This window comes from Aquirhabdus parva, assembly GCF_003351745.1.
Lineage (GTDB): Bacteria > Pseudomonadota > Gammaproteobacteria > Pseudomonadales > Moraxellaceae > Aquirhabdus > Aquirhabdus parva.
This window is the reverse complement of record NZ_CP031222.1, coordinates 1,202,572-1,227,714: the sequence shown is the minus strand read 5'-3', so window position 1 is coordinate 1,227,714 and position 25,143 is coordinate 1,202,572. Positions and strand designations below refer to the sequence as shown.

The window sequence follows — 25,143 nt, the reverse complement described above, 5'->3', positions numbered from 1 at the left end:
CATAGACTGATACTTCGATTAATAATCGGTATATCTTTAAAACCTTGAAATATTCGAACAATGTCACTCAATAAAACCAATACCGTTAAGATCAGGTCTCATCAAGTGACAAATTATTCATTTAGTGTTTTACGCCTTGACCAAAGCCACCATTGTTTTCAACGCAGATCCGCTCATCGCGCTCAATGATCGGTTCTCCTCCTTTGGCATCTCGTGTATTCAGCAAAACCTCAAAGTGCCAGCCATTTGGCTTATCCTTCGCGGTATAGCGACGTGCTGGAATAGTCACCGTCCAAGGCCGGGTATAAACCGTAGGATCAGTCACCAAGGCTTGATAGGTATAACGGCTACCATCATTAGCAAAAATATACTTCTCTTGAATATGGACATTTTCACTGGAGAAATCTCCAGTACGACTAAAGCGCGCTTTACCATTGTTGTTCGTCACATCAACAACCAGTGTATTACCCTCCCAATGTCCACGCGAATCCGCGTTCCACAACTTTATATTTTCGGGTAAGTGTGGCTTACCATCTAAGTGTATTACACGTGTTCCAGAGCTAAATAGAAAGACCACATAACCTGGATACTGACGAATCTCATAACCGTGCCAGTAAAAAGACTTGGGTACACCAGCAGGTGCACATCGTGCCAATGGCTCAATATACTCAGGCTTAATAGCATTAAAGAAATATTGCAAAAACTCTTGCTGCTTTGCACGTGCCCACGGCTGATAAGGTATCTCACCATCAGCAGGATCACTTACACGACTGGGTGCACGATCAGCGCGAGTTCCCTTAGGCGGGCGGCCTTGTGGATCACCCGGAATCCCGCCTTGTGGATCAGTAAAATTTGCATGGTTTGAAACCGTATTGGACCAATGTCCTTGCACATCAGGCTGCCCATCGGCTAGACGCGGACCTGTCCACTGCCCCTCTGGGACATTGACATATTTTTTCTCCCAGCGGATGTTATCGCCTTCAGCTTTAGGCTTTGACTCTGACGAAACAATTGGTTTGACTACAGCAGCAGATGCGGCTTGACCATCTTCAGCAGCATTGACGGCTAACGGAAAAAGGACCAGTGTACTTGCTACCAAGCATTTCTGCTTTAGGCTCTTCATTTTTTTCATGAATTCCTCACTTCATTTATCTTTCAATTATTGAACCATTGCGTGGATTGATCACGGCTTGGGAAATGGGTAGTACTGGTCGTAATCGAGCGTATAGCAGTAGTTTTCGATCAACTGGAAGTCTTTCTCGCGATGACGATGGAGAATGACGCTGAGAGACCAAGGACGGCTATAGACTTTGGCATCATCCAAAGTCGCTTTATATTCAATCGTATTTGCATCAAGGAACTTCCAACGCTCAACAACATGCAGTGCATCACTGTGGAAGTTTCCAGAACGATCTAGCCATGTCTGATCGTTGAAATCTTTGACATCAACAACCAACGTATCCCCTTCATAGTGCCCACGTGAGTCACCCAACCACCAATCATTTGCATCGGCATCGTCAGGATGATTCGTATCATTGGTATAAATGGTCCGTACGGAATCACCGAATTGATAAAGAATGGTCAGATCTTGCTTGCGCTGAAATATTTGAAAAGGTTCGGGATAATAAGTCCCTCGTGGCACACCCAAAGTAAAACATTTCAACCGAGGATCATCGGTACCACGTGCCTCAAAGTTCTTTTTTCGTTCTTCAAGTGCAGCTGGCAGGTATGGAATCGTCCCATGACCTTCAATGACGCCAGCACTGGGTGGGGCATCTTTACGTGTTGAGTGCGGCTCCAAATCATATTCCGCAGCACTGGTTGTTTGCCAGATGCCAGAAAAATCAGGTTTACCGTTTGCAAGTCTAGGAATTCTTATTGGACTTAACTCTCGACTCGCAGTTTTTTCCGCCGCATAACCATGAATAGGCAAAGCAAAGCTACCCAATGAAAGGAGAACACTAACGATCAAACTACTTGTTAATGTGCTACCAAATGATGTCTTTATTACGAAATGAGGTTTTCTATTCATCATTGTTTTGCACCTGCGCTTGTCGGTGCATCACCCGCACCACCGGTTTGGAACACGCGGCCATCTGCTAAGGTGACGGTTGATGCATAAGCATAGTTTTGTCCGCTCTTGGCACGAAACCCATCCACGACCACTACAGTACCAACAGGAAGAGTCGTCTTATTTAGCCCTTTTTCTTTCAAAGAGAATGGCGCACCAAACTCAAACCCCCAGTTCGTGACCTTGCCATCAGCATCTTTGACATCCGCATATAGCCAACTGTGTGGATTGACCCACTGTGCTTTAGTCACCACACCGGTGAGATGAATGGGTTGCTTACCATCATATTCTGCCGCGAAGGCATGGTGAGCAGATGCAGACTGCGAACCTGCAGTCGTAAATAGAATTACAGCGACGGCAACAGATTTAACAAAAGATCGGTTAAAGATATGATCAGATGATCGGGTAAACATGGCTTATCTCCTTGAGAGTGGCGAATCTATGGCGTAATTAACAATAAACACCCCCTCAGCAAGTGTTTAAAAATTACGCGGGATATGCCTACGGAGCAAAGCCTATGCCAGTGCTTTAATCGAATCACTTTAAATAAATTAGTGTGTCACTAAAATGAATAATATTAATAAAATCAAATAAATATATTTAAATGCATTCAAAATAAAATGATTATTAATCGCCAATAATGAAATAAAACGTATTTTTTATGTTGATAATTCAGCAAAAAAGACAAATTTGATGTTGAGTTATAGACAGCGCTTAATAACGATAAAATATAAACAAAATCAGTTTAATGCGCTCAAACATAAACATATTTTCGTTATCACAATAATGATGCCGCATAACAAAAAATCCTCCGGCCGAAAGAGCAAGAGGATTCAAAAATACCTAAGACTTGAAGGATTGAAAACTTAGAGAAAGGGCAAGTAAGTATCTTTACCGCCCTTCATCTTGCGCGCATCCTGTAACTCGACTTCAGAACTTACTTCACTCGACTTTGGATTGCATTCAAACCCGCTACCGCACAGGCTTCATCCTTTTCACTGCCTCGCGCACCCCCAACACCAATCGCGCCGATAACCTCATCACCAACCTTAATCAAGACCGCTCCAGCACGGGTATTGAAGTTAGGGTTTGCCGCCAACTTCTCACTCAGCTTGCTATCTGCTTTGACCACATCGGCTACTTTTGATGATGATGTACCAAAGGCCAAAGCAGTAATTGCTTTATTTTGGCTGGACTGTACACCACGTGATGATGCACCATCCGAAGCAAGCAACACTTTAAGCACTGAACCTGAATCAAGCACGCTCACGGATATTTTTTGATCGAGTGCCTGACAGGTATCAATCGCTTTCTGCGCAGCTTCAAGTGCTAGCGTCAGAGAGGGACCGCGTGCTGCTGGTTGAGCCTGAGCTGCAGTTAGAGCCGGAGATGCTGGAGCGCTTACGGCATCGGCTGCAAAACAAGGCGCCGCTGTCGATAACAAACTTGCCAAACACAATGAATAATATTTCATACTTTACCAAAACTCCTAAATGGATTGGGGGGCTAAAATTTTGCTAAACAAAGGGATAGAAACAGAGAATCCCTATTTAGTTTCTGGGTCATTTATTGCTTCGTTTTTGCTGAAGGGGGATACCAGAATGCGACATGGCACCCTTCACAAGCACGCTCCAGTTGACCACCGACATTAACAAACTCCTCGGGATCCTTCTTTTCAATTGCGCGTAATGTTTTGATAGATGCCAACTGGAATGCCAAAGCTTTATCTCTGAATTGATCAAAATGAGCATCCACCTCTTTTTGAATCCCTTCTGGACCAAGTACACCTTCGATACCAGTATCACTCGTAATCTGACCCGGGTTAACCACTCGCCGCCCCTTGAGCGCAAGCAGATTGGCAGATTCGGTTAATAAGATTGCCTTTTGACGCAAAACCTCCCACTCAGCATCATTTTTGGGTCGACGCTCTTCGATACCGGCCTTGGTCACAATTGTGCCTACCGAATCCCATAGACTATCCGCTGTAGGATCCACAATAGTCAGCATCAAATCATGAACGCTGGCTACGGGTTGGGGGAGCTCTGAAGATGTTTGAGCGTTAGACTGTGGCTGCTTCTGACAGGCACTGAGCGGCCATAAGGTAAAAAGTGCAAGTAACGCAATTGCTGTCTTTTTCATGTTGGCCTCATACAAATCCAATCGCGCGGCCCGCAAAACCCGTCGCGAACCAAAGAAAAACCGAAAGTACGGCAACCACTTTGGTTGAAAGAAAATAAGACGGCTTGCGCAGAAAAAAACGTTTAAAAATGACAAACTGCACGACAATTGCACCTACCAATAAAATCAATTTAATCGGAAAAGCACGATTGGTAAAATAGTGCGTTGCACTCGTCAAAAACAATAAGCTGCCACTGACGATTGCACCAATAACGCCAATCCATGTCACCTTAAAAAAAAGCTTCCCTAGGCGCTCGTTACTCTCCCCAATGGGCAACAATCCCAAAGCATGGAAAGCCAATACAATGATTGCGGTCAAGACCGTCAAAATACTGAAAACATGAACAATCTGGAAAATAATGACCCATACATTATCAATACTGATAAAAAACTGGCCTAAAGGGCTTTTCTCGTAAGCATGAACGATATCCAATGTACTCATAATGATTTACTCCTGCTCAATCAACCATGTGGAATAAAATAAGGAATTAAGCGTCCCGAGATAATCACGAGAGACCACAGCCCTAAAGAAATTCCACCAGCCCATTTATCACGCGATACGCTATCCGCCCCTTTGAAAATCCAAGCCCTAACCGCTTTAAACTCAAAAATAACCGCGTTGATGCCGGCTAAAAGAATGAAGAGCAACTTAAATGCAAAAGGTGGACTCGATAGAATGCTTGCGGCTTCTGAAGCCAGTAGAACAATACCGGTCAGAAAGGCCCCCACGAATCCCCATAGCACCCATGGTCTTAATTGCTTTAATAATTGCTCCTTAGGGATATCTGTCAAAATGAGCCCTAACAATCGCAAATCGATGATTGCCAAAAGTCCAACGGACAAAGCAAGACCGAGAAGATGGGTACCCTCAAGTAGGGGAAAGGCATACAGAGATTCATGCAATGCTGTAGCAAGCTGAGAATCTTCGATACGTTGAGCATATTCAATAAGCTGAGACATGGCTTTATTCACATAGTTAATCGTTATACGTTGATGTGATCAAGCGGACCTCTTTTCTAAGTCTAAGGTCCGCCTCACCCATCCTTTTTTAAGCGATCGGCTTTAATAAAATTATTGCGCAGCCTTCGCACTTGCATCAGCAGATGGCTTAGGTTGTGGCTTCGTCACTTTGATCAAAGTACCGCCTTCAGCTTCATAATCCTGTACGCCAATTGCGCCAGCGACTTTGAAGCCTTTACTTGCTAAAAAGTCTGCCGCTGGGCCTGCACGACCCGCATGATTAGATACCGTCACAACCGAACGGTCTTTAGGGATATAAGCAAGACGATTTTCCAGATCTTTAGCTTGAATGTTCAAATAGGCAGGGAAAGCGCCAACACTGGATAATTCATCTGGACGACGAACATCAACGATGACCAACTTCTCTGGTTGGGCAAGCAGTGCATCGATCTGGGCACGATTAAGTTTCGGTGATTTTGCAGTGTATGCATGTTCAGCAGGTTGTTGCGGTTTTGCAGCGTCTGCATCTGCAGCTAATGCATGACCTGTAACAACACTGATTAATACAGATAAAACGATAGGGGAAAATTTATTCATAGCAATACTCTCAAAATTAAGTCATGAAACAATCAAAAGCTGGTTCGCAAAATAAAAAGAACGTCAAAAGCAGACCGGTTATTTTTGCGATACGTACTCCAGCGTTGCATGCCTTGTGCCAGCTTATTTTTTGAGATAACAGCAGCAATATTTAATTCAAACGGACAAACTAAATAATTGATTTAAATTTATTTAATGTTAAACCAATTTAAATATTATTCTATATCACTTAGCATGATAAGAATCCAATGCATACTGATGTTTGGGATGCAACAAAGAATGTTTAATACTCAACATTACCACTCAATGGGTGTGATGCTTTATCAGCAACGACGATGGATTAATTTCAGCATTCAGTTTGATGCTATTTGGGATATAAAAAATCCCTCGGTAGAAATACGGAGGGATGTGCTATACAGCGCTGCTTGAAAACAGCCAATCACGTCATTAAAGGGATTGACTGCCCAAGTCAGGTTCGTAAGTTTTTTTCAAAGAACGCAATAGTTCGATCCCACGCCAACTTTGCAGCAGTCTCATCAAATCGTGGCGTAGTGTCATTATTAAAGCCGTGTTGTACATTAGGGTAAATGTAAGCCTCATATTTGACATGTGCAGCTTTCAGTGCCGCTTCATAGGCCGGCCATCCGGCATTGATCCGCTCATCTTGGCCTGCATAATGTAAAAGCAAAGGACTTTTAATCTTAGCGGCATCTTCTGCTGGAGGTTGCGCCCCATAAAATGGAACTGCAGCACCCAAATCATTTATTCGTGTCGCCAAGAAGTTTGCAATCCCCCCACCATAGCAAAAACCCACCACACCCACATGACCATTGCCGTCAGGGAGTTTCTTCAGTACATCGGCAGCAGCGAGGAAGTCCTCTTTTGTTTTTGACTGATCTAATTTTGGAAATAACTCACGCGCTTTATCTTCATCGCCCGGATAGCCTCCTAAAGGGAATAAAGCATCAGGTGCAAAAGCAATAAAATTGGCCAATGCAAGTCTGCGGGTAATATCTTCAATATGAGGATTTAGACCCCGATTCTCATGAACGACAAGCACTGTAGGCCGTTTTTGAGTGGAAGCCTTTGCTGGTTTTGCAAGATAACCACGTAACTTGCCATAACCATTGGGCGATGGAAACTCTTCGAAAGACGTTTTGATGCGTACATCATCTTCAGCAACTTGCTGAGCCAGTGCAAAGTTCGGACTTAAAGCAGCCAAATACCCTGTCGCTGTAGCACCTGCAAGCGCATACTTGCCCGCTTTTTCTAGAAAACCACGTCGACTAATGCCGCCATGAACATAGCGGTCAAACAGCTCAAGTACCTCAGGAGGAAAATCTGACGCTGTTTTTCGAATTGAATGATCGTTTGGCATAGATGATCCTTAAGCATGGTTGAATAAAACAATTTTTCTTAAAAATGCATACCGCATGCCATTCATTCAATAATCACAGAGATTCACACTTCAGATTCAGAACATACTCCTGTAAATCTTATCTTTTTTTATGTTATCTAGCCGCTTTTATGGGTTTTCGAATCAGATAAACTCTCGAAAATGATCCCATTTTTGTTGATTTTTAAACAATCCTGACACGCTTCATGATGACTTCTAAACACTGAACTGTTGATTTTTACTTTTTCTATTTCATCAATAACTTATGCATTTTATTTTATTTCATTGTTCATAATATAGTCGCTAGTCTCTGCGCTCCAATGTCTATATTTGAGTGTTTCAACATGAAAAAAAATCGTTTGGCCATCCTAGTCGCGACACTGGGCTTGGCCATGAGCAGCGTCACTTGGGCTGAAACTAGTATTCTCAATGTCTCTTATGACCCTACCCGCGAGTTATACCAAGAATACAATGGCGTATTCTCTAAATACTGGAAAAACAAAACCGGTGAAGATGTCACCGTTAAAGCTTCTCATGGCGGCTCAGGCAAGCAAGCCCGTTCTGTGATTGATGGTTTAGAAGCAGATGTTGTAACCCTTGCACTGGCCTATGACATCGATGCAATTGCGGATCAAGGGTTACTGACCAAAGATTGGCAAAAGAAATTTCAACACGGTTCTACACCTTATACCTCAACTATTGTGTTTCTCGTCCGCAAAGGAAATCCTAAGGGCATTAAAGATTGGAATGACTTAACCAAGCCAGGCGTCGAAGTGATTACCCCTAATCCCAAAACATCTGGCGGCGCTCGTTGGAACTACCTGGCGGCTTGGGGCTATGCCAAGAAGCTTCCAGGCGGCACCGATGCTAGTGCGCGCGAGTTTGTCAAAAAAGTATATGGCAATGTGAAAGTGCTCGACTCAGGCGCACGTGGTTCAACTACGACATTCTTAGAACGTGGTATTGGTGATGTTTTGATTACTTGGGAAAATGAAGCATATCTTGCTGTCAAAGAACTTGGGCCAGATAAAGTAGACATCATTACACCGCCCATTTCTATTTTGGCCGAGCCACCTGTTGCACTCGTGGATAAAAATGTCGATAAACATGGCACACGTAAAGTGGCGACAGAATACTTAAATCACTTGTACTCACCTGAAGGGCAGGAAATCGCAGCTAAAAACTTCTATCGTCCCATTGATCCAAAAGTTGCAGCAAAATATGCCAGCAAGTTTCCAAAGTTGAAGCTATTTACTATCAATGACGAATTTGGCGGCTGGACCAAAACTCAAGCAACTCACTTTGCGGATAATGGTGTGTTTGATCAAATCATCGCAGAAGTACAATCAAAGAAATAAATGCAACGCTCCAGCGAAAGCGTACGCTTTCGCTGGATTTAATGGCAAAGGATTATTGCATCATGCTTTATGACAATCCTATTGCACTATAAAAAAACATGTCATTCAACTGAACGCACAATAATCAGTACACTTCATTCAGAAGTCATTGTTCATGTAAATTTATCCAATTGCTTTCTCAAACTTTCCCAACCACTCAGACAAAATAAAATACATCTTATCTAGTAAATACAAATAATTGCATCAACTCAATAATTAAAAATTATTTAATATTAATTTTGGCACACATATTGCTTTAATTACAAATAGAAGTAAGAAGGTAAGTTTCAAGCGGTTTTCTGTTGTTTCCACGTTAATTGACTAACTGAACATTGGAGCCATTTTTGTATGCGTTTATTTCCACTCTCTTCGGGTTTCATGACAGGCTTCATGTTGTTGGCATTGCAATTTGCCACAACAGTTACTCATGCTGATGAAATTAAGCGGACCGGTATTCCTAACTCAACCTTCCCGATTTCACTTGCAGTCAGCATTCCAGCAAACACTAAAATCACCTTTATCAGCGGAACGCTGGCAGATGTGAGCAATCCAGACGCTCCTAAAGGTTCCATAGAAGCGTATGGTGACACGCAGACTCAAGCCACCTCCATTATCAAAAAGATTGAGAAACTTCTAGCCAATGAAGGACTGACCTTAAGTGATGTTGTAAAGGTCAACGTTTTTCTCGTCGGCGATCCCAAACTGGACGGTAAGATGGACTTCAATGGCCTTAACGCTGCCTATAGTCAATATTTCGGTAGTCCAGATCAACCAAACAAACCCGTGCGTACGGCTCTACAGGTCGCTGCATTGCCCATGCCCGGTGGATTACTCGAAATCGAAATGACTGCAGCGAAGGTGGTCACTCCCCCACCCAAAAAATCTAAGAAATAAGACGCCGGAGCTGCGTCTGCTTCACCTCTAAAAGTACCTGTTCTAAAACTAATCCGCATGCAAAGCATTGAATGCTGCGGGTTATGGCGCCTTGCATCTTCGATTTCATAAAGCTTATAGGACTCATAGGAGTTATACCCATGTTAACGATCATTCGTAGTTTCTCTAAACACTCACGCTTACCGATCCGATCCAAGTTATCTCAAGCGATTACTCAGGCTCAAATGAGCAATCCTAATCTGTTAAAAAAAGGTAAATCTGCGCCTCTGCAATTTTTTGTATCAGGCGGCGTACTCCTCTTGGCACTACAGTCCGGCTCAGCAATGGCTGACACACCCACAGATACAGCAGCAGTCGCACCCGAGACGTCCACCACGACAACACCTGTAGTCAAAGTTGCTACGACACCTGATAAAGTAGATGCAATGATCGTCACCGGTACTCGCCGTAGTGGTGGCTTAAAAGCCGTTGACAGTGCGTCACCAATTCAGGTGTTGGATTCCAATACCTTAAAGCGCACTGGACAGCCGGATCTGATTCAGGCCATGGCGCAAAATATGCCTTCTTTTACGGCACAAGCCTTTGGGGGTGACACCGCTAACCTAACGCTTTCGGCACGATTAAGAGGTCTAAGCCCCAACGACACCTTGGTTCTAATCAATGGCAAGCGTCGTCATACCACCTCAAACTTAGCCGTACTTGGTGGACCTTATCAGGGTGGTGCCGCAGCGGACTTAAACTTTATCCCCGTCTCTGCAATTGATCATATCGAAGTATTGCAAGATGGTGCGGCAGCTCAATACGGCACTGATGCGATTGCCGGCGTTGTGAACATCATCCTTAAAAAAGATACATCAGGGGGCAGCTTCTCAACCACTGGCGGGCAATACTTTGATGGTGGCGGTAGAACAGGAGATGCCTCAGTCAATGCTGGCTTTGCACCTAATGACGCCAGTTATGTCAACGTCACGGCTGAAACTAAATTTCACGGCCGTAGTGATCGCGGTGGCATTGACCCACGCGTCATCGATAATGCTAACCTAAATAAAATGCCCATGCTAACCAGTGCTGGGGATTATCCTTATGTGAATCACATCTCTGGGGATGCTGCCTATCATTTGAACATTTTCTCAGTCAATGCTGGCTATGATTTCGGCAATGACACTGAGCTCTACAGCTTTGCAACCTATGGTGAAAAAACCGCCAACGCATTCGAAAACTATCGCATGCCGAACCGTTTACCTGCCATTTACCCACTTGGCTTCAGTCCTAAAGAAACGATCAGTGAAAAAGACTTTGGCGTCACAACGGGTATTAAAGGAAAAATTCTGGATGCATGGAACTGGGACTTAAGTACGACTTATGGCCGTGACAACTCGTCCATTGGCGTTGCCGATAGTGGTAACGTTTCTCTGTATAACGATACAGGCTCCACTCCCCTTGATTTCCATGCTGGCGAGTTTACTGCGACCCAATGGACGACCAACTTGGATTTAAGTCGTGAATTTGATGTGGGCTTTAAAACACCCATCAACGTAGCGTTTGGAGCAGAATACCGTAGAGATGGCTATGAAATTGGTGCCGGTGATCCTGGTTCACGCTATAAAGAAGGCTCCCAATCTTACCCTGGATTCTTATTAACTGACGCTGGCGATCATAATCGCAATAATAAATCGCTGTATGTCGATGTCTCAGGTTCACCGATCGATAAGTTAAAGCTGGACATTGCAGGTCGCTACGAAAATTATAGTGACTTTGGCAGTGCTCGAATTGGTAAAATCACAGGGCGTTATGACTTCACCCCAGAAATTGCCTTCCGCAGTACCATCAGTAATGGTTTCCGCGCCCCAACATTGGCTGAAGAATACTACTCAGCAACCAACGTCTCCCCAACTTCTGCTTTTGTGCAACTCGCGCCAAATTCACCTGGTGCCGCATTGGTTGGTGTGAATGGTCTAAAAGCGGAAAAATCACAGAACTATAGTTTTGGTTTTGTCTTTAAGCCAATCCCTAAAGCCACCATCACCTTAGATGCTTACCAGATTAACATTCGTGATCGCATCGTAGGCAGTGGAGCACTCTATGGTTCAGGCGGTTCAATTAATTCTCCTGCGGTTACCGCAGCCATCCTTGCCAATGGCAATGCCCTTGATCCAACAGTCACCCAAACCGGGATTAATATTTTCTCAAACGCAGTCAACACGCGTAATCGGGGAGCAGAACTCGTCTTTACCTACTCAAGCGACTATGGCGACTATGGTCGCGTAGACTGGTCACTGGCTGGTAACTACAACCAAGTTGATGTCACTAAAATCAACCAAGCCCCTAGCCAGCTTCTGCCGCAAACACTACTCGATAAAGTGGCTATCTCTGACCTCGAAACCGCCTCACCTAAATCCCGCGTCAATTTCGGCGCCTTGTGGAAAGTCGGTCCTTGGTCAATCAATCTACGTGAATCATTCTACGGCGCGTCATCAGAATTCGGTAGCGAAGATGGTAGTGCTTATTATGAGACTAAAATCAAACCGAAGATCATTACCGACTTAGAAGTCTCTAACAAAGTCACCAAGTCAGTCACTGTGACGCTAGGTGCAAACAACCTCTTCAATCAATACCCGAACAAGGTCAGTTCAGAGCTATTAGCAGCGCAACGTGCAGCTTTGGACAATGCTGCAGTGACGGTTTACCCAAGCTTCTCTCCGTTTGGAATTAACGGCGGTTACTACTATGCACGCCTGAATTACACGTTCTAATCACAATGCGCAGCGTGTCCATTTCTGATGCGCTGCACCTTTAAACACAAATTGAAGTCATAAAAAAAACTGCATAAAGCAGTTTTTTTTATGACTTCAATTTGATCAATGAATGTTTGTCGGTTGCTCTTTCTTGACCACTTTCATGGCATTGGTATTGGCGCGGATCGTTTTAACATCCTGCACAGTGACCGCACTGGCCTGATTACCCCAAGATTGGCGAACATAACTGACCACGGCAGAAAGCTTGTCGTCATCCAATGATGCTGCAAAAGTTGGCATCCCCCCTCTACCCTTCAGTACGGTTGAAACCACAGCATTGGCATCACCTAAAACAAACTTACTACCTTTGAGCGCTGGAAATGCACCGGGAATTCCCGTACCTGTCGCCATATGGCATGCTGCGCAATTCTTGCTAAACACATCTTTACCTGACATGGACTCCGCATGTGCACCAGCACTGAATGCGATGAGCGCAACCCACAGTGACTTGCTGACCATTGACTTCATCTTAGAGCTCCTTATGCTGATAAACGTTTATGGATACGTTCAATTTGCTGCCAAGCCGACTCAATTGCACCAGCCTGCCAGCCACCCAGATAGCTCATATGTTCTCCAGCCAATAAAGTACGTCCCTCTCCTTCAACCAAGACTGGATACGCATTCGCGCGCGTTTCTTCACTCCACGTTGCCCAGCCGCCAAGATTATATTTCACGCGGTGCCACGCTACGGAAAATGCAGATTCGAATGACTTGGTATATTCACCCGGAAATATTTTCTCGCCTGCGGCTAGCGCATAATCAGCACGCTCTTTTAGGCTGAGTGCGCTGATTTCTGCTGCATCGGTGGCAAAGTTATAGTAGCCAAGTAGCGTACCTTTCTTGCCTTGCCAATTACTGGACGGCACTGAAATCAGATTAATGCCTTTAATGTCATTCAGGATATGTCCGCCATAGATGCCATGACCCGTTTCCCAAAAGCGATTGCTCATTTGCAAACCGATCTTACCGACTGGCTCATAGGCGGCGCCTTGCAGTGCGGTTTTAAATTTTTCAGAGAAATTATTTTCGACCTGACCCAACACAGATAAAGGAATTGTGCATAAACAGAAATCACCCGTAACCTTACTGGCAACGCCCGTTGCCGTGTCTTTGATATGAACCTCAACCTTATCTGCCAGATTAACGATGTTAGTGACTTCAGTCTGATACTGAATCATTTTTCCGACGCGCTTTTCAAATGCTTTGGCAATTTGATCCATCCCCCCCACAGGCTGTAGCATCGTGGCTTGCTGGGTGAACTCACTCACAGAGTGATACATATGTCCGAGCTTAGACTTCAATAGATCAGAAAAACCAAGTGGATCGGATGGGACTCCGGGGCCAGGTGACATCCCAGGACCAGGCTGTACTTTAAAGCCCCGACCTTCAGTTCCACGATAGGTAAGATCTTTATTAGAAAGATAGCCTTCATTCACCAGATAGTCGATCAACAGGGCTTTATCGTCTGCTGTGACTTGTTGATCCATAATGCCTTTTTTCAGAGACTTGGCCAGCAGCTCATCCACATAACCACGCATGTCTGCCTTCACCTCAAACATCCGCAAGCGACGTCCAGTCAGCGCGCTCTTGGTGTTTTCGCTATACACATAAGCAGCATCATTGTCATTATTGAACAGCTCTAGAGGTACCCCAAACTCACGCGTGTAGTGCAGCGTAGAATGATGATTGAACGGAATACGCCATGGCCCAAAATTAATGTATTGCCCCTCTTCAAAGGTGCACGTTTGCTTCTCTCCGCCAAGTTCCTCAAGCACCTTACCCTTACGAGCAGTTTGACAGCGCCCACCTGCAAAAGATCGAGCTTCGATCACCTTGCAGGTATAGCCAATTTTGCTAAGCTCATAAGCTGCGGTCATACCCGCCACGCCAGCACCGAGAATAACAATCGTCTTACCTTGTCCACTGCCCTGTAACATCGGTGGCGTATCTTGAGTGGAGGCGATATCCATGCCCCACGCCTTCATATTCGCCAACAGAAACCCACTACCGCCAACAGCCAATGCTTTCGCTAAAAATTCCCGACGGCTCGGGCCGAAAGAGGCATAGATTGAATCACTCACTTTATTTGTCATGACTACCCCAATGATTAGACAGACTATCGAGACCAGATGCTTAAAAGCACCTCACAAAATTCATGGTTCACTGCGAACTTAACCCATGTCCGTGACATAGCAACAGGTCAAATTTAAGGAGAAAATTTTGATGCAGATACGACTTAAACCTCGTACATGGTCTATCTAAGCAATTGATGTGCCATAGTTAATAACGTTATCTATAATTAATATAAGTGGTTGTTTAATAAAACTAATATTTATTAGGATAGAATCGTTTTATAAAATTTTAAGTTATAATTTTTCATTATGCGCCATCAAGTACAGGCCAAGTATTTGATAATAAAAATATTTTATTTTATTTTACCGCTCAATCCAGATCGCACCAAAAGGTTCAACTTGGTCATCAAAATGCAATCTGGTCAGGCTATAGTGAAGCACACAGAAAAAATATTAAAAATAGCGATTAAAAAACCTCTTTCCGCACTTATGTGGCATTCATCTTTCTTCTTAGCATCCAATCTAAGTAATTTCTTTTTAAAATTGATGTTCGTTTAATTATTTTATATCAATCGATACAAATATGCTTGACGATGATTCTTGAGCTGTATATATTACATATCAATCGATACAGAATCAATCAAACTTCTAACGATACCCTTTTATTACTCACAATATTTTCAACAACATCTATCCAATACATCTATCCGCACTACCGTTTAAACTAGGAAAAAATCATGAAACCGACGTTATTTCGTGTGCATCCGCTATGGCTTGCCACCATTACCCTGATTGCAATGACTAGCATTGGTCTTTCAGGATGCGATACAAAGGCAGCGACTGGCACTGCAGCGGCTGCACCACAAGCTACCCCTGTCTCCGTTGCAACAGTTGCAGAAAGCAATGTCACTATTTGGAATGAATTCTCAGGTCGCCTTGAGGCGGTTGATCGTGTGGACATTCGCTCACGCGTCGCTGGAACAATTCAATCAGTACACTTCCGCGAAGGTGCTCTGGTTAAAAAGGGCGACCTTCTGATCACAATCGATCCTGCACCCTTTATCGCTGCGGTAAAAAGTGCAGAAGCTCAGGTAGCCTCGGCTCAGGCTCAAGCAACATTTACCAAAAGCGAATTAGAACGCTCCCGTCAACTGATTCCTGTCCAAGCCATTGCTCAGCGAGATCTCGACTCGAGCATCAATGCGAAAAATGCAGCGGATGCCAGCTTACGCAGTGCTCAAGCAGCGCTTCAAACCGCTCAATTGAACTTAGGCTATACACAAGTTCGTGCACCTGTGAGTGGTCGTGTTGGTCGGTTAGAGATTACCGCAGGCAACTCGGTATTAATCGACAACGTATCTCCTGTTCTGACCACATTGGTCTCCGTGAATCCGATTTATGGCAGTTTTGATGCCGACGAGCGTGTGGTCACCCAAGTGTTGAATGACTTACCGGCAAACTCAACCGCTGCGCTGTCAAGCGTTCCTATTCAGATGGGCACTGCTGCAACGAGTGACACGCCTTTTAAAGGACATCTACAACTGGTTGATAATCAAGTGGATGTTAAAAGTGGCACTGTTCGTGTCCGTGCTGTCTTTGATAATGCTGATGGTCGTTTGCTTGCGGGTCAGTTCGCAAGATTACGTATGGGCCAGCCGCATACTCAACCAGCACTCCTCATCAATGAGCGCGCGGTCGGGACTGATCAAAATAAGAAATTCGTTTTTGTCGTTAACTCCAGCAACAAAGCGGAATATCGTGAAGTGACATTGGGCACCGCAGTAGATGGCCTCCGCATTGTCAGCTCGGGACTCCAAGTCGGTGATCGCATTGTGGTCAACGGCGTGCAACGCGTGCAACCAGGTGCGTTAATTGCCCCGCAAATGGTTCCGATGAAAACAGAGACTTAATGGTATCTGTCTTTAAGATGCTCTGATTTTTCACGCTCGTAGAAATTACTCCATGACCAGCACGACATGCCGGTCATGAGAGACTTTTGCATTTTACGGTTTATAAAACATTGCTTCACATGTTGCGTTGACTCTATTTAATGAAATATTACGCTTAGGCTTATCGCTATGAATTTATCTAAATTCTTTATTGACCGCCCAATCTTTGCGGGTGTTTTGTCACTATTGATTTTTATCTCGGGATTACTCGCGCTGCGAGTGATGCCTATTTCTGAATATCCTGAAGTGTCCCCGCCCACCGTTGTCGTACGAGCAAACTATCCGGGTGCTAACCCTAAAGTTATTGCCGAGACGGTTGCGACACCACTTGAAGAGTCGATAAATGGGGTTGAAGGGATGCTCTATATGAGCAGCCAAGCGACGACCGATGGATTGATGACACTCAATGTGGTCTTCAAACTGGGAACCGATCCAGACAAAGCCCAACAGCTCGTCCAAAATCGAGTCTCGCAAGCTGAAGCACGCTTACCTGAAGAAGTACGCCAACTCGGTCTAACCACCATCAAGAGTTCCCCAGACCTGACCATGGTCGTGCATTTATTGTCGCCGAATAACCGCTATGACATGACCTATCTGCGTAACTACGCCGTGCTTAATGTGAAAGATCAACTCGCACGCGTCGAAGGTGTGGGCGAAGTGGGACTATTTGGTTCAGGCGATTACGCAATGCGTGTCTGGCTTGATCCTCAAAAAATTGCTGCCGTGGGTCTGTCTGCCAATGATGTTGTCACAGCTATTCGTGCTCAAAACATTCAAGCGGCTGCCGGTGTGATTGGTGCATCCCCTAGCCTTGCTGGCGTCGACACTCAGCTCTCGATCAATGCGCAAGGTCGCTTGCAAAATGAAGAAGAGTTTGGCGATATCATTGTGAAAACCAGCAATACAGGTGCGGTGACACGTCTTAAAGACATTGCTCGCATTGAGCTTGGCGCCTCAGAATACGCTCTTCGCTCATTGCTAGATAATAAATCAGCTGTCGCGATTCCAATCTTCCAAGCCCCTGGGTCCAACGCTATTCAGATTTCTGATAATGTCCGTAAAACCATGGCGGAGTTGAAGAAGAATATGCCAGAGGGTATGGACTACAAGATCGTTTATGACCCAACCCAGTTTGTCCGCGCATCAATTGAGGCTGTGATTCATACACTGCTTGAGGCGATTGCCCTCGTGGTGCTCGTTGTTATTCTCTTCCTGCAGACATGGCGTGCATCGATTATCCCATTGCTGGCTGTACCGATTTCAGTGATTGGTACCTTTGCCGTGATGCATATCTTTGGCTTTTCCATCAATGCGCTGAGTCTGTTCGGACTGGTGCTTGCAATCGGGATTGTGGTCGATGATGCGATCGTGGTTGTTGAAAACGTCGAACGAAACATCGAGGCGGGCTTATCCCCACGTGATGCGACTTATCGTGCGATGCGTGAAGTATCAGGACCGATTATTGCAATTGCCCTTGTACTGATCGCAGTGTTTGTACCACTCGCCTTTATCAGTGGTCTGACCGGGCAATTTTATAAACAGTTTTCCCTCACGATTGCCATGTCGACGATCATCTCTGCCTTTAACTCGCTGACGCTTTCCCCTGCACTTGCTGCGATGTTGTTAAAAGGTCGCGATGAGCCGAAAGATGCACTCACCCGCTGGATGGACAAATATCTAGGCTGGTTATTCCGTGGCTTTAATCGCTTATTTGCTCGCGGGGCAACCGCCTATAGCGGCGGGGTTAAACGCGTTATTTCTCGCAAAGCCATCATGATGGGTGTTTATCTCATCCTAGTGATTGCCGTGGTCGGTTTATTCAAAATCGTGCCTAATGGCTTCGTGCCGGGCCAAGATAAACAGTATCTGATTGGCTTTGCACAGTTACCTGATGGTGCCACCTTAGATCGAACTGAAAAGGTGATCCGCGAGATGGGCGATATCGCCTTAAAAATGCCTGGCGTTGAAAGTGCCGTTTCGTTTCCTGGACTATCGATCAATGGCTTCACCAACAGCTCAAACTCTGGCATCGTCTTTGTGACTTTAAAGCCTTTCGCAGAACGTAAAACAGCTGCATTGAGTGCGGCTGGGATAGCAGGTCAACTCAATCAAAAGTTTGGTGCGATTCCTGAAGCATTTATCTTGATGTTCCCACCTCCGCCTGTCCCAGGCCTAGGTACCACTGGTGGGTTTAAACTTCAGTTGGAAGACCGTGCATCACTCGGCTATGCCGCGATGGATGACGCTACCAAGGCGTTCTTGACCAAAGCGCGTCAGGCACCTGAGTTAGCAGGCTTGTTCTCAAGCTATCAAGTCAATGTGCCTCAACTCTTTGCCGATGTCGATCGAACTCGGGCGAATCAATTGGGTGTTGCTCTACCCGATATTTTTAACACGATGCAAATTTATCTCGGTAGCTTATACGTCAATGACTTTAATAAGTTTGGACGGACCTACTCTGTACGGGTACAGGCTGATGCAGCTTACCGTGCTAAAGCTGAAGATATCGGCTTACTGAAAGTCCGTTCAGCGAATGGCGATATGATCCCGTTGTCTGCCGTGATGAATATCAAACCCAGTTTTGGGCCTGAACGTGCTATGCGCTATAACGGTTTCTTATCTGCGGATATTAGTGGCGGTGCTGCACCAGGATATTCATCTGGACAAGCACAAGATGCCGTCAAACGTATCGCTGCGGAAACCTTACCGAAAGGGATTGGTTTTGAGTGGACCGAATTGACTTATCAGCAAATCATCGCGGGTAATACAGCAGTTTGGGTCTTCCCACTGTCCATACTGCTGGTGTTCTTAGTTCTTGCTGCACAATACGAGAGCTTGACGTTACCGTTGTCGATTATCTTGATTATTCCGATGGGAATCTTGGCGGCGATGACTGGTGTATGGCTATCAAATGGTGAGAACAATGTGTTTACTCAGATTGGTCTCTTTGTCCTCGTCGGTCTATCCGCTAAAAATGCGATTCTGATTGTCGAGTTTGCGCGAGAACTTGAGTTTGCAGGTCGAACACCGTTACAGGCTGCTGTTGAGGCTAGTCGCTTACGGTTACGCCCGATTCTCATGACATCATTAGCATTTGTCATGGGTGTACTGCCTTTAGTGCTCTCAACAGGTGCAGGCTCAGAGATGCGTCATGCGATGGGGGTTGCTGTGTTCTCAGGGATGATTGGTGTGACGTTCTTTGGTCTATTCCTAACACCTGTGTTCTACGTCCTTCTCCGCGCGTTAACAGGAAACAAACCACTGAAACTGCATGGTCAGACACCACATGTTGAAGCGTTTGTCAGTGCGGAGCATCAAGTTGATCAAACACATTAGGTTTTAAAGAGATGAAAAAAAGCGCCTAGATTAGGCGCTTTTTTTTCATGTGCTCATGGCCAGTTAATCACATGTACAACGACTCAGTTTAATGATTAATCTCACCGTTAATCGCCTTAAGCTTTAAATCCATGAAAAGCAACTGACAGCATATACTTAACAATATCTTCATGCTCCATCTTGCTGAACTGCTGTAAGTATTCCACAGTAGGATCACATGTCCGCGCATAATAACTAAATAGAATGACATCCTTAGGTAAATCGGGACTCAGGTCACCCTGTTTCTGTGCATCAACGACCAATGCCTCTAACTGACCATTGAGCTTTACAACACGCATGACATATTTAAGATTGCGCATCAGCATATCTCTTACATGTGCACTGGTCGAAGGGAGAAAAGGAATTCCCCCATTGAGCCTTACCCGTAAAGCCCACTCAAGTAACAATGATAACTTTTGTAAAGCCATGAGTTGATCATCCATTTGCCCCAAATAATCAATCGCCCCATCAATCAAGCGAATCAAAGCCTCCCCAACCAATTCCTCTTTGGATTTGAAGTGCTTATATAAGCTAGGCTTGGAGATGCCTATCGCACCAGCGACATCATCCATCGTCATCAGATCATATCCTTTGTTGCCCAATATGGCCGTAGCAGCATCAAGGATTGCATCCTCACGAAGCTTAAATGCTTGATCTTTAAAACTCAGTTTACCAAAAATACTCATTAGTAAATTCTCGATACTATGTAGTAGCTTTTATGTTGCATTAGTAGTAATGTTAACACTGAAGCGGTCTCATGGATATGTATTCATCCAAATCGTTGTCAGCCTCATAATTCAAACAGGTGATGTAATGATTCAAAGTCGGCAGCGTATTGCAGTGATTGGTTCAGGAATTTCTGGCCTAGCATCTGCTTTTTTTCTAAGCAGTGTTCACGATGTCATCCTTTTTGAGGCCGAAGGATATTTGGGTGGGCACACCAACACAGTCGACGTAACATTAGAGGGTCAAACCCATCCTGTTGATACCGGATTCTTGGTTTTTAATGAGCAGACCTACCCCAATTTTATTGCATTTCTTGCAGAACTGAACACCCGAAGTTATGAAAGTGATATGTCATTTGGTGTATCACTTAATGATGGAGAACTTGAGTGGGCTGGTACGAATATCGGAAGTGTATTTGCTCAAAGGAAAAACCTTTTATCACCTCAATTCTTAATCATGTTGAAGGATATCCTGCGATTTAATCGATCAGCAGAGAGTCATCTAGCGGTCGTAAATATTTCTGGTGCCACATTGGGACAACTCTTAGATGACGGCAACTATAGCACCATGTTTCGAGATGGCTATTTGTTACCCATGTCCGCAGCAATTTGGTCGAGCTCCCCCCAAGATATTTTGCAGTTCCCCGCGAGTACTTTTTTACAGTTCTGTTTGAACCATGCATTACTACAAGTAAATGACCGACCTAAATGGCATACCGTCAAAGGTGGTGGCAGGGCCTATGTCAATCAAATTAAAAATACTATTTCAGAATACCGTCTAAACACGAAGGTCCACCGCATAGAAAGAACAGACGATGGTGTATTGGTGACAAGTGATATAGGCATTGAAAAATTTGATTCGGTCGTGTGTGCAACCCATGCACCGCAGACCCTAGAAATGCTTGTCGATGCCAGTGAAACGGAGCGAAAAATCCTATCTAGCGTGCGCTATCAGACCAACTCAGCAATTCTTCATACAGATATCAAACAAATGCCAAAGCGTAAAAAGGTCTGGTCCGCATGGAATTATTTGGGTGGTCGTCGTGTTGATGGGCAAAGACCGGTCTGTGTCAGCTATTGGCTCAATCAATTACAAAATCTACCCTTTCAAACATCAGTCATTCTAACGCTTAACCCATTTGAACTCCCTCAAGCTAGTTCAATATTGGCCCAGTTTGAATATCAACATCCCATTTTCGATCATGCTGCAATTCTGGCACAACAACAACTTCCAACAATCCAAGGCAAAAAACGGGTTTGGTTTGCCGGTGCTTGGACAGGTTATGGCTTCCATGAAGACGGACTGAAATCTGCTCTCCGCGTTGTTGCTGATTTTAATATCTCTCCCCCTTGGGCAAAGGTGTAAGTGATGACAAAGGCACCTGCATTACTCATTTGGGGTCGCGTTATTCATGAACGGCTCAGACCTGTCCAGCATCGATTTATCTATCCTGTCTTTTTTGTACGGCTGAACCTTGCACGATTGCAAGAAACCAACTCAATCTGGTTTGGCATCAATCGTCTTAGACTTCTATCCCTTCAGACCCATGATTATGGCGCCCGTGATGATAGTAACCTTGAGACTTGGATGCGCGGAGTACTCCATGATGCGCAGATCATTGCCGATGGCGAAATTTGGTTGCAAACCTTCCCGCGTGTTTTTGGCTTTGTATTTAATCCTGTCAGTTTTTGGCATTGTTATGACCGTAGCGGCGCACTACGTGCTGTATTGGCTGAGGTCAATAATACCTTTGGTGAAACTCATCGCTATCTGCTGACTGCCGAAAACCATCGAGCCATCGACCAAAATAATAAAATTATCTGCACAAAAAAGTTACATGTATCACCATTCTGCGAAGTCAAAGGCTTTTATCAATTCCGCTTTCGAGATAATTCCAAGAGCGTGTTTACCAGCATTGATTACCATGATGAACAAGGCTTACTGATCAAAACAGCCATTAGCGGCAGCATTGAAATAATGAACTCAAAGCAGCAACTCAAAGCCTTGATATTACATCCTTTATTAACTTTCGGCATCGTTGCCCGCATACATTGGCAAGCACTCAAACTGTGGTTGAAACGCGTTCCTTTTTTTAGCAAACCTGAATCACCTGCATACAGTATCAGCACGTCAGAGGAGAATAAAAATGACTCAAACTAATACATTGACCAGTGCTGCGCGAAGCACCCCAACCGCAGGAAAAGTTTTTTTGAGTCTCCTGTCGCGCATGAAGTGCGGCCACTTACTGGTGATCACACCTGAAGGTCAGAAGCTGACATTTGGAGAGCTGCATCAGCCCCTCAGCGCAACTTTACAAATTAATGATTGGAGAGCATGTAGCCGTATTATTCGCGCTGGAGATATTGGATTTGCAGAAAGCTACGAAGCTGGCTGGGTTGATACGCCTGATTTAACTGCACTACTGACACTAGCCATCCGTAATGAAAACGCACTAAGCCAAGTCGTCTCTGGTGGGCGACTCACTAAAATCTGGTATCGCATTCGTCATTTACTTCGCCCGAATACCCGTAAAGGCAGCAAAAAAAATATCCATGCGCATTATGACATTGGCAATGAATTTTATGGACTTTGGCTTGACCCAAGCTGGACTTATTCCAGCGCAGTGTTTGCAGGGGACTACAGCCAAACACTCCAAGAGGCACAAACCGCAAAGTACCAGCGAATCATTAATTCACTACAACTGCAATCGGGCGACCGCGTACTTGAGATTGGCTGCGGCTGGGGCGGCTTTGCCGAACATGCCGCCAAACAAGGTATCTACGTCCACGGCGTTACAATATCATCCTCACAATTGGCTATCGCCAAGCAACGTATCATTGATCAACAGCTTGATCACTGGGTATCTCTAGAACTGTGTGATTATCGAGATATTCAGGGTGAATATGACGCCGTGATCTCAATCGAAATGTTTGAAGCGGTCGGAGAGCGCTTCTGGCTTGAATATTTTGAGGTTGTCGCAAAGCATCTAAAACTCGGCGGAAAAGCTTTAGTTCAATCCATCACCATTGATGAAAGAATCTTTGAACAATACCGCAGCAGTACTGACTTTATTCAACAATATATTTTCCCTGGTGGGATGCTTCCTAGTCCAGAGCGATTCGCAAGTCATGCGGTCATGGCTGGATTAGAGGTCGAAGAAGAATACGCCTTTGGACTTGATTATGCAGAGACTTTACGTCGCTGGAGCCAAGCATTTGATCACCATGAAGAAACTATCCGCCAACTTGGATTTGATGAGCGTTTCCAGCGAATCTGGCGACTTTATTATGCGTATTGCATAGCGGGTTTCAATGAAGGAAAAACCGATGTCTATCAGTTTCTGCTGCATAAACACTAGTGGATGAGCTCAAATCGCTTATCTATTAATTAATGCCAACACATCCAGTGTGGAGAATGATCATGAAATTCCCTGTTCTTCTAGTTGCCGTGTTCTTGGCATTGACAGCCTGTGCCTCGCCTCACGTTGAACAGTATCAAAACAATACGCCAAAACTTGATCTAACACAGTACTTTGTCGGAACAACAGATGGCTGGGGTATGTTTCAGAAGCGGAATGGCGATGTTGTAAAACGTTTCCATGTTCAAATCATTGGAACCGAGAAAAATAATCAATTGATTCTTGATGAACACTTCCAATATGACGATGGTACCGCACAGCAAAGAATTTGGACGCTCACGCAAGATAAAAAAGGGCATTGGAATGGTCATGCCGATGATGTGAAAGGAAATGCGCAAGGATTAGTTGCTGGAAATGCATTGCACTGGAACTATACCTTAAGACTGCCAGTCGATCAGAAAGTTTATGACATGCAGATGGATGATTGGATGTATCAAATTGACAACCTGACGATGATCAATCAAACACGAATGACAAAGTTTGGCTTTGAAGTGGGACAAGTGACTATATTCTTCAAGAAAAGAGCTTAATCATGTGTATCTCTCTGAATACTCCAATAACCGACTGGTCTAATCAACACCTCTGGATTATTGGCGCTTCAAGTGGTATCGGCGCGGCAATTGCTAAGCAAGCATTGTCTGTCGGCGCACACGTTACATTGTCTGCAAGACGAACTACTCAACTGCATGAAATTGCAAACACATCCTCCCGTGCTCAAGTCGTAGCATTTGACGTGCTTGATAACGATGCATGGCAACCTGCATACGATGAAGCACGAAGACTTAAAGGTAAGGTCGACCTCGTCATTTTTTGCGCAGCTGACTATCTCCCCCAAAGAACTTGGGAGGTCAAAGCGCTAGCAACACAGCGTACCATCCACCTCAATTTAAGCAGTGTATATAGTGGACTAGAAACCGTACTTCCCGACATGCTTGCACAAGGAAATGGAGGAATCGCTTTGATTGCAAGTGTGGCAGGCTATATGGGCCTACCCAATGCCAGCACTTACGGACCGACAAAAGCTGCACTGATTAATTTAGCCGAGATCCTATACGGCGACCTCCACCCGAAAGGTCTGAATATCTACCTAATCAATCCAGGATTTGTGCATACAAAACTCACGGAAAAAAACAGCTTCAAAATGCCGGCTATACAAACGCCAGAGCAAGCGGCAAAGGCGATTTGGAGGGGACTGAGTCGTGGACACTTTGAGATTCATTTTCCGCATCGTTTTACGTATGTGTTAAAAATAATCCGACTTCTGCCCTACCGATGGCGATTTGGTTTGTTTAACCAATTTTTCAAGGTATAAAAC

Annotated in this window: 22 protein-coding genes; 10 read left to right on the top strand and 12 right to left on the bottom strand. The window is 44.7% G+C overall.

Translation table 11 applies throughout. The features are described 5' to 3' along the window. Positions 1–121: 121 nt before the first annotated feature. The 9 genes from HYN46_RS05465 to HYN46_RS05420 form a co-directional block, all read right to left on the bottom strand. On the bottom strand, positions 122–1,132 hold the full coding sequence (locus tag HYN46_RS05465; protein WP_210009401.1) for a hypothetical protein: 1,011 nt from the start codon (positions 1,130–1,132) through the stop codon (positions 122–124). 51 nt (positions 1,133–1,183) lie between these two features. Next, a complete protein-coding gene (locus HYN46_RS05460) occupies positions 1,184–2,035 on the bottom strand; it encodes a hypothetical protein (RefSeq protein ID WP_210009399.1) in 852 nt (283 codons plus the stop codon). Then, positions 2,032–2,484: a DUF6152 family protein gene (locus HYN46_RS05455; RefSeq protein ID WP_210009397.1), complete on the bottom strand. Its 453-nt coding sequence runs from the start codon at positions 2,482–2,484 to the stop codon at positions 2,032–2,034. Before HYN46_RS05455 ends, HYN46_RS05460 begins: the two co-directional genes overlap by 4 nt. Positions 2,485–3,008: 524 nt before the next feature. Then, positions 3,009–3,545, bottom strand: a complete 537-nt coding sequence (locus tag HYN46_RS05450) for a GlcG/HbpS family heme-binding protein (protein WP_114898439.1) — start codon at positions 3,543–3,545, stop codon at positions 3,009–3,011. A 92-nt stretch (positions 3,546–3,637) separates the two neighbouring features. After that, a complete protein-coding gene (locus HYN46_RS05445; RefSeq protein ID WP_114898438.1) occupies positions 3,638–4,210 on the bottom strand; it encodes a hypothetical protein in 573 nt (190 codons plus the stop codon). A gap of 7 nt (positions 4,211–4,217) precedes the next feature. Beyond that, entirely contained in the window at positions 4,218–4,691 is a 474-nt protein-coding gene (locus tag HYN46_RS05440) for a hypothetical protein (RefSeq protein WP_114898437.1), read from the bottom strand. Positions 4,692–4,711: 20 nt separating this feature from the next. Then, positions 4,712–5,209: a DUF6644 family protein gene (locus HYN46_RS05435; protein WP_114900629.1), complete on the bottom strand. Its 498-nt coding sequence runs from the start codon at positions 5,207–5,209 to the stop codon at positions 4,712–4,714. Between the two features lie 111 nt (positions 5,210–5,320). Further along, entirely contained in the window at positions 5,321–5,806 is a 486-nt protein-coding gene (locus HYN46_RS05430) for a rhodanese-like domain-containing protein (protein ID WP_114898436.1), read from the bottom strand. Positions 5,807–6,275: 469 nt separating this feature from the next. Beyond that, a complete protein-coding gene (locus HYN46_RS05420) occupies positions 6,276–7,184 on the bottom strand; it encodes a dienelactone hydrolase family protein (protein WP_114898434.1) in 909 nt (302 codons plus the stop codon). 362 nt (positions 7,185–7,546) lie between these two features. Between HYN46_RS05420 and HYN46_RS05415 the strand changes: the two genes are divergently transcribed. The 3 genes from HYN46_RS05415 to HYN46_RS05405 all read left to right on the top strand — a co-directional run bounded on the left by HYN46_RS05415 (position 7,547) and on the right by HYN46_RS05405 (position 12,246). Continuing rightward, positions 7,547–8,560 (top strand): sulfate ABC transporter substrate-binding protein, encoded by a 1,014-nt coding sequence (locus tag HYN46_RS05415; RefSeq protein WP_114898433.1) that lies wholly within the window; start codon positions 7,547–7,549, stop codon positions 8,558–8,560. Positions 8,561–8,947: 387 nt separating this feature from the next. Then, positions 8,948–9,493, top strand: a complete 546-nt coding sequence (locus tag HYN46_RS05410) for a RidA family protein (protein ID WP_228254900.1) — start codon at positions 8,948–8,950, stop codon at positions 9,491–9,493. Positions 9,494–9,633: 140 nt separating this feature from the next. After that, complete coding sequence (locus HYN46_RS05405) at positions 9,634–12,246, top strand: TonB-dependent receptor plug domain-containing protein (protein WP_210009395.1); 2,613 nt, start codon at positions 9,634–9,636, stop codon at positions 12,244–12,246. Between the two features lie 105 nt (positions 12,247–12,351). Here the strand turns inward: HYN46_RS05405 and HYN46_RS05400 are convergent, their stop codons facing one another. Both HYN46_RS05400 and HYN46_RS05395 read right to left on the bottom strand, forming a co-directional pair. Further along, entirely contained in the window at positions 12,352–12,756 is a 405-nt protein-coding gene (locus HYN46_RS05400; RefSeq protein ID WP_114898432.1) for a c-type cytochrome, read from the bottom strand. Positions 12,757–12,767: 11 nt separating this feature from the next. Continuing rightward, positions 12,768–14,381 carry a flavin monoamine oxidase family protein gene (locus tag HYN46_RS05395; RefSeq protein ID WP_114898431.1) on the bottom strand — a complete coding sequence of 538 codons (1,614 nt, stop codon included), beginning with the start codon at positions 14,379–14,381 and terminating at the stop codon, positions 12,768–12,770. 716 nt (positions 14,382–15,097) lie between these two features. Between HYN46_RS05395 and HYN46_RS05390 the strand changes: the two genes are divergently transcribed. After that, positions 15,098–16,270 (top strand): efflux RND transporter periplasmic adaptor subunit, encoded by a 1,173-nt coding sequence (locus HYN46_RS05390; RefSeq protein WP_114898430.1) that lies wholly within the window; start codon positions 15,098–15,100, stop codon positions 16,268–16,270. Between the two features lie 168 nt (positions 16,271–16,438). Then, positions 16,439–19,645 carry an efflux RND transporter permease subunit gene (locus HYN46_RS05385; RefSeq protein ID WP_114898429.1) on the top strand — a complete coding sequence of 1,069 codons (3,207 nt, stop codon included), beginning with the start codon at positions 16,439–16,441 and terminating at the stop codon, positions 19,643–19,645. A 116-nt stretch (positions 19,646–19,761) separates the two neighbouring features. Here HYN46_RS05385 and HYN46_RS05380 read toward each other — a convergent pair whose 3' ends face one another. Continuing rightward, positions 19,762–20,370: a TetR/AcrR family transcriptional regulator gene (locus tag HYN46_RS05380; RefSeq protein ID WP_114898428.1), complete on the bottom strand. Its 609-nt coding sequence runs from the start codon at positions 20,368–20,370 to the stop codon at positions 19,762–19,764. A gap of 127 nt (positions 20,371–20,497) precedes the next feature. Between HYN46_RS05380 and HYN46_RS05375 the strand changes: the two genes are divergently transcribed. The 5 genes from HYN46_RS05375 to HYN46_RS05355 all read left to right on the top strand — a co-directional run bounded on the left by HYN46_RS05375 (position 20,498) and on the right by HYN46_RS05355 (position 25,140). Then, on the top strand, positions 20,498–21,775 hold the full coding sequence (locus tag HYN46_RS05375; protein ID WP_114900626.1) for an NAD(P)/FAD-dependent oxidoreductase: 1,278 nt from the start codon (positions 20,498–20,500) through the stop codon (positions 21,773–21,775). A gap of 3 nt (positions 21,776–21,778) precedes the next feature. Continuing rightward, a complete protein-coding gene (locus HYN46_RS05370; RefSeq protein ID WP_114898427.1) occupies positions 21,779–22,570 on the top strand; it encodes a DUF1365 domain-containing protein in 792 nt (263 codons plus the stop codon). Further along, a complete protein-coding gene (locus tag HYN46_RS05365; RefSeq protein ID WP_114898426.1) occupies positions 22,557–23,768 on the top strand; it encodes an SAM-dependent methyltransferase in 1,212 nt (403 codons plus the stop codon). The genes HYN46_RS05370 and HYN46_RS05365 overlap by 14 nt, the downstream gene beginning before the upstream one ends. A 62-nt stretch (positions 23,769–23,830) precedes the next feature. Next, positions 23,831–24,358, top strand: a complete 528-nt coding sequence (locus HYN46_RS05360) for a DUF3833 domain-containing protein (RefSeq protein ID WP_114898425.1) — start codon at positions 23,831–23,833, stop codon at positions 24,356–24,358. Positions 24,359–24,360: 2 nt separating this feature from the next. Next, positions 24,361–25,140, top strand: coding sequence for an SDR family NAD(P)-dependent oxidoreductase (locus tag HYN46_RS05355; protein ID WP_114898424.1), 780 nt, complete (start codon positions 24,361–24,363; stop codon positions 25,138–25,140). Positions 25,141–25,143: the final 3 nt, after the last annotated feature.